The 6,000-nt window shown below is 48.3% G+C and carries 7 protein-coding genes and 1 rRNA gene; 2 read left to right on the top strand and 6 right to left on the bottom strand.

Features of this window, described 5'->3' with window-relative positions:
* From GOM71_RS20205 to GOM71_RS20195, 3 genes are all read right to left on the bottom strand, one after another.
* A 16S ribosomal RNA gene (locus GOM71_RS20205) occupies window positions 1-104 on the bottom strand; the annotation flags it as partial.
* 269 nt (window positions 105-373) lie between these two features.
* Window positions 374-595 carry a hypothetical protein gene (locus tag GOM71_RS20200; RefSeq protein ID WP_015847185.1) on the bottom strand — a complete coding sequence of 74 codons (222 nt, stop codon included), beginning with the start codon at window positions 593-595 and terminating at the stop codon, window positions 374-376.
* Between the two features lie 181 nt (window positions 596-776).
* The gene (locus GOM71_RS20195) at window positions 777-1,364 is read right to left on the bottom strand and encodes a stage II sporulation protein M (RefSeq protein WP_253944943.1); all 588 of its coding nucleotides are present in this window, start codon (window positions 1,362-1,364) and stop codon (window positions 777-779) included.
* Window positions 1,365-1,516: 152 nt separating this feature from the next.
* Between GOM71_RS20195 and pdaB the strand changes: the two genes are divergently transcribed.
* The gene (gene pdaB / locus GOM71_RS20190) at window positions 1,517-2,329 is read left to right on the top strand and encodes a polysaccharide deacetylase family sporulation protein PdaB (RefSeq protein WP_156284314.1); all 813 of its coding nucleotides are present in this window, start codon (window positions 1,517-1,519) and stop codon (window positions 2,327-2,329) included.
* A 23-nt stretch (window positions 2,330-2,352) separates the two neighbouring features.
* On the opposite strand, the gene GOM71_RS20185 is transcribed toward pdaB, so the two are convergent.
* Window positions 2,353-2,979 carry a KinB-signaling pathway activation protein gene (locus GOM71_RS20185; protein WP_253944942.1) on the bottom strand — a complete coding sequence of 209 codons (627 nt, stop codon included), beginning with the start codon at window positions 2,977-2,979 and terminating at the stop codon, window positions 2,353-2,355.
* 172 nt (window positions 2,980-3,151) lie between these two features.
* Here GOM71_RS20185 and gerD point away from each other — a divergent pair, with 172 nt between their 5' ends.
* Window positions 3,152-3,865 carry a spore germination lipoprotein GerD gene (gene gerD, locus GOM71_RS20180; RefSeq protein WP_156284313.1) on the top strand — a complete coding sequence of 238 codons (714 nt, stop codon included), beginning with the start codon at window positions 3,152-3,154 and terminating at the stop codon, window positions 3,863-3,865.
* 79 nt (window positions 3,866-3,944) lie between these two features.
* Here the strand turns inward: gerD and GOM71_RS20175 are convergent, their stop codons facing one another.
* Window positions 3,945-5,027, bottom strand: a complete 1,083-nt coding sequence (locus tag GOM71_RS20175) for an Mrp/NBP35 family ATP-binding protein (RefSeq protein ID WP_156284312.1) — start codon at window positions 5,025-5,027, stop codon at window positions 3,945-3,947.
* A gap of 114 nt (window positions 5,028-5,141) precedes the next feature.
* Window positions 5,142-5,906 carry an N-acetylmuramoyl-L-alanine amidase CwlD gene (gene cwlD / locus GOM71_RS20170; protein WP_156284310.1) on the bottom strand — a complete coding sequence of 255 codons (765 nt, stop codon included), beginning with the start codon at window positions 5,904-5,906 and terminating at the stop codon, window positions 5,142-5,144.
* Window positions 5,907-6,000: the final 94 nt, after the last annotated feature.

The raw sequence follows: 6,000 nt of genomic DNA, 5'->3' as shown, positions 1-6,000 counted from the left end.
CGCTAATCGTCAGGAGTGCAAGCACTCCATCAGATCCGCTCGACTTGCATGTATTAGGCACGCCGCCAGCGTTCGTCCTGAGCCAGGATCAAACTCTCCATAGAAAGGGTTTTCCGATTGTCCAGCCGAAGGCTGTTCGGAAAATCCCGGTCAGAATTTGACTTGCTCATTACTTTGTTTTTATCGCTTTTCTCACGAATGGCGAGCCATTCGCAAGGGCAGTTTCGCTCGTTGTTCAGTTTTCAAAGAACAATTTCTTTTTCGGTGTCAACCGCGTTTGTCTCAGCGGCGACTTTCATAATATATCACGGGTGCCCATTTCATTGCAACCCTTTTTTTTAATTTTTTTTGATTTAATTATTTTTCCCTTATCTTATCTGTAATTGCGAACATTTAATGCGTATCTCGACAGCTCTTTCGGCGAAGCGATTCGGGCATACATGCGGAAAATGATTTTGTATCTCCGCGTAATAGCTTGTTTAATATCTCCGTCCAAACGGTTATCATTCAGATCTAGCAGCATTTCGTCCAGCTCTTTGCGCAACACGTAATCGAGTTCTTTGCATTCTTTGTCGTTGAATAAGATTCCTAGCATGTCAGTTGTGCGCCCCCTAAAAGTACTCGCTTCGCAATCATCTGCTTAGTTTACGAAGCAAGTTTGTATCTATTTGCGTTTGTACGCGAACGGTTTTAACAAAAAAAACGACGTCCGCGCTTTCGCATCACGACGTCGCTTTACTGTTATGCACAATTAACAGGAATTTTATTACAACCAATCAATAGTTTGAAACGAGCCACAGACTAACTGTGCTTTCGATTACGGCCGCAATGAGAAGCGCCACAACAAGCAGAACGACTACCGGCACGGAACGTATAACAAAAAATTCGATTGCACGGCCCGCTTCACCGCTTGAACGGCGAGGCGAAAGCGCCGATAAAAGAAGCTTCCACACCAGCGCTCCGAACTTCATCCCATATGCGCTCGCTATGACAATTGCCGGTATTTCAATAATGCCGTGAGGCAATAAACCGATGAGCGTCGCCAGCAATCCTTCCGTCCCATTCGCCTCGGCTACCCGCTGCAGCAAGAAGCCGATAATCATTCCATTAAAAACGAGAAAAAAAATCGGTACGATCCCAAAAAGCGAACCGATGTAAAGGATCAGAATCGACTTAATCGCATTGTTTAAAAAAATAAAGATCATAAACGCAAGCGTCGGATTGCCGGTCCGCTCCAGCTGTTCTCTCAATCCGCCTAATGAAGCCAGCTGCTGTTCCAAATAATTAGAGAATGCTGTATCGGTCCCCCCGACAACAATACCTGCGGCAAACAGTATAAAACCGAAACTTATATATCCGCTCATTGATTTAAAATGTGCAATTATTGCGCTCCACTTAAAAATCGTTATCCCTCCTTCTTTCTCTAGCGACCAATTGAACAAGCATGAATAACTTTCGTGTACGAGCATAGATTGTACTAGAACAAGCTTCAAATAGAGAGGAGAGCCTGCCCGAGATGAATTTTTTCTATGTTTTGAACGGCCGTAAAATCAAGCGTTATTTTCTGTTGACGATTGCGCTCGCTTTTTCCATCGGTGTAATTTACGCGGAGCGCGATAACATCACCGTATTTTCCCCGCAGCAGCCGGCTGCTATTTACAGTGTTCCTACGGAGAAAAAGGTCATTGCCTTAACCTTCGACATCAGCTGGGGCGAAAAACGTACAGAACCGATTATTAACGTATTGAAAGAGAAAGGCGTAACGCAAGCGACCTTCTTCCTATCCTCCACTTGGAGCCAGTCGCATCCCGACATCGTGAAGAAAATTATCGATGCAGGCTATGAAATCGGCAGCCACGGCCACAAGCATGACAACTACTCCAAGCTGAGCGATGATGAAATCCGTACGCAAATTCAAACCGCCCACTCGATTTTATCGGACATTACAGGCAAACAGCCGAATCTGATCCGACTGCCGAACGGCGATTTTGACAAGCGTGTGCTGCGCATTGCAGAGGAGTTGAACTACAAAGTTATTCAATGGGACACCGACTCCATGGACTGGATGGACATCGGCACCGACAAAATCATTAATCGCGTCGTTACACGGGCGCATAACGGCGACATTATTCTAATGCACGCCAGCGACTCGGCCAAAACAACCCATGAAGCGCTTCCTGTTATTATTGATGAGCTTCGTTCCAAAGGCTACGAATTCGTATCTGTCTCCGAGCTGATCTCCCAGACGGAAACAGACGGAAGAGCCGTTAAAGACAAAACAACCTCTACCTCGCTAACTGGAAAATTAAACGCGGCAGAGGCTGAATAATGAAACTGAATAGCAATCGCTAATTAGGCAATTGGTTTTGCGGACGACGCAGAGCCGGTTGCCTCTTTGCCGTTGCCGAGAAGGCGCGGCAGCATCAAAATTTGATACGCATTGCAAGCAAACAACGGCAGCATCATAAAGATAATCGCCAAAACATTCGTCTCCCCTTGAAGTGCAGGCCATGCTTCAACAAAGGTTACGAAAAACATGAGGAAAAGCGTCGGAATGAAGGCGCTTTTGTTCGTTTGCTTCGTTTTAATGTAAGCGACAAGTACAGATAAGGCAGTTAGCACCAGCGGCAAAATCCAGAAAAACCAGTTATTCGTCCGTTGCTCATACAGCATGTAGCCTAAGCCGCCTATTGCAAACAATGTCGTGTAGCCTTGCAGCGCATTCCATAAGTAGCTTTTCCGGAATACGCTCAGCGCAATGTAATTAAGCGTCAAATAAGCGAAAAAGCCCATTTGGCTGAAGGCGCCAATCATCAGTCCGGCAATCGCCATCATAATCAAATTAAAGCCGGATTCATCGAGTCCCATTACCGCAAACTCGCTGTCAGTCAGACGCATGATTGTTCCGCTTATTGCCGACACAACAGCGCCTACAGCCATACAGCTCCAGAATAGAAAAAACCATTTTCGCAAAGTCAATGTACAAATCCTCCTTCATTTATCGCAAGCGGGTATACCCGCCTAGTCCACCAAGCATTATTTTACCACGTTCACATGAAAAAGCTAATCGAAAGGCATGATAATCCGGTGAACATTTAAGCATACTACCTTATAAACAGCAGTCCTGCCAAAGAAGGGAGACAAGCGGAGCATGCGTAAGAAGTTGGCTTTATTAGCGGTTGTATCCGCCGTATCATTCATACTGACCAGCTGCGGAGCGGAATCGTCAGGATCAAGTCCGCAGATGAGCTATAAGGACATGAAATCGATGGTTATCGACATTTTGAAAACAGAGGATGCGCAAAAAGCGCTCCAGGAATCGGCGCAGCAAATGTCCGGTTATAGCGGCAGCACTTCGAAATTGCTTTCCGTCCAGGATCAGGAGCAAGTGCGGCTCGCGGTTAAAGATGTGCTTGTCGCGCCAGAGTACGACAAAGTGTTAAAAACGCTTATGACGGATACCCGTTTCGCTGGCGAATTCGCCAAGGCGGTCAATAAGCAGAACAAAGACATTCATAAGGAATTGCTCAAAGATCCGACTTATCAGGAAGATTTGATCAAAGTGATGAAAAGTCCGGAAATGGATAAAATGATTCTCGAAGTGCTGCAAAGCACTCAGTATAAAAAACAGGTCATGTCGCTTATGCAGGAATCGATGCAAAACCCGCTCTTCAGGCTGGAAGTGCTCGATCTCATGAAAAAAGCGGTACAAGAGGAATTAAAGCCTAAGCCGAATGAAAAAGTCGATAAACCTAAGGATGATTCGGGCGGCGGCGAAGAAGAGAAATCGAGCGAAGAAGATTCCGGAGGCGGCGAGGAAGATTCGCAATCAAGCGATTCCGAAGGACAGGATTCTTCAACCTAACGTTTAAAACGAGAGCCTTAGCCAGCCGTAAAAGCAACTTTCGCTTTCACGGTCTTGTCTAAGGCTCTTTGTTTTTGTGTTAGTTGCCGCATTTCGTGATAACGCGTTCTGCAAGCTCCAAGTATAGCTGTCCGGTTTCCGATTCCGCCTTATAGACAGACGGTGAAAAGTCCGGCTCGGAAATATGATTATCCGGCTGTCCTAACGGAATTTGCGCGAGCAGATCGGCATGCAGCGATTCCGCCAGCTTCGCGCCGCCTCCGCGTCCGAAAATATATTCAGGCTCGCCGCATTTGCTGCATTTGTAATAGGCCATGTTTTCGACGACGCCGATAATTTCATGATTGGTCTTAATCGCCATCGCGCCGGCGCGTGCGGCCACAAAAGCGGCTGTCGCATGCGGCGTCGTCACGATAATTTCTTTGCTTTGCGGGATGATCTGATGGACGTCCAGCGCAACGTCGCCTGTGCCCGGAGGCAAGTCCAGCAGCAGGTAGTCAAGCTCGCCCCATTCGATTTCGGAGAAGAAGTTGCGCAGCATTTTGCCAAGCATCGGCCCGCGCCAGACGATCGGGCTGTTATCCTCTACAAAGAAGCCCATTGAGATCACTTTGACTCCGAAACGTTCGATTGGCACGACACGTTCGTTAACAATTTCCGGACGCGTCTCGATGCCCATCATGTCCGGCACGCTAAAGCCGTAAATATCCGCATCCATGATGCCGACGCGTTTTCCTTTGCGAGCCAAAGCGGTTGCCAGGTTAACCGTTACGGTCGACTTGCCTACGCCGCCTTTGCCGCTTGCTACGGCAATAAATTGAACTTTACTGTCCCGGCCCAGCAATGTGCTGGTCAAGCCTGCGCCATGGCCTTGTACAGGCGCGCTCTGCGGCTTGGCTGCGCCGCCGTTGCCCGGAGTCGCCGCGCTATCACTTGCAGCGGCTTGAGGCTCGCGGAAGCGCAAATGGACGGCTTCAGCTCCCGCACTCGTCAACGCTTCGCGCAGCGCGCCTTCAAGCGCCGGCTTCGTCTCGGCTGCGGCAATAATCGTGAGCGATACTTGACGGTCACGTACTACTACGTCACGAAATTGCGTTTCTTTATAGGCTGCCGCTGAAGTAACTGATTCGACGGCTTGTAAAGCTTGTTCACGCGTTATCATGCTTTTGTCCCACCTTTATGTATAAGCTAGCTAAATGGCTTGTTTATAATAAATTATAACACAAACAAAGCTGATCGTTGCATCGTTGAACGATTCCGGCGGGAACAGCTAGGTTTAAGGCTGCGTACTGATCTTCTCTCCTGATGCATAGCGCAAAATGCCTTGATAAATCGACGCCGCAACTTTGCGCTGATAGTCGGTATCCGCGAGCTGCGACGCTTCATTCGGATTCGATAAAAAACCCACTTCTACGAGCGCGGTCGGTATATGGTCAATTTCTTTGAGCAGGTATACCGTTTTCTCCGTTTTGGCGACACGATTGGTGTTCTCCAGATTTCGCTTGATCTCGTTCTGAATAAATATCGCGAGCGCCTGGTTGTCCGGGTGATTGTCAGGGTGATAGAACGTCTGCGCGCCGGACCATTTGTCCGACGGGATGCTATTCATGTGAATGCTGATCGCCATGCTGGCGTTGCTATCCCGAATTTGCGCAACTCTTCGCACCAAATCCTCCGTTTTGCGCTTTCTATACGCCCTTGTATCCCCGCCTGCCAAGTCGTAATCGCCTTCGCGCGTCATCGTAACGATCGCCCCCGCTTGCTGCAGGTAATCCCGCAAATAAAGCGCAATGGCCAAATTCAAATCTTTTTCTACGACGCCTTGCTTGCTTACCGCTCCGCCATCCACGCCGCCGTGACCGGCGTCAATGGCAATGGTCTTCCCAGACAAAGGGAGCGTCCAGTAGGTAGATGTTTTACTAATTGGATCTCCTTGCGCAAATACAAGCCAAGTCAGTACTACGGCAATCGCTGCCGCCGCTATTCGAAGCGCCCCCTTATAAGTCATCCATACGACGAACCGCCTTTTTTTCCGGCGCATAAAAAAACCACCCCATCCCCCTCGAATGATACATTGCGCTAGCCGCGCATGCTTGGATAAGCTCTGTATCATATATATGGGACGAGATGGTTGA

Origin of the sequence: Paenibacillus sp. NEAU-GSW1 (genome assembly GCF_009737085.1) — a bacterium.
Lineage (GTDB): Bacteria > Bacillota > Bacilli > Paenibacillales > Paenibacillaceae > Pristimantibacillus.
Note: the sequence above shows the minus strand (reverse complement) of the source record. Positions and strands in the feature narration are given on the sequence as shown.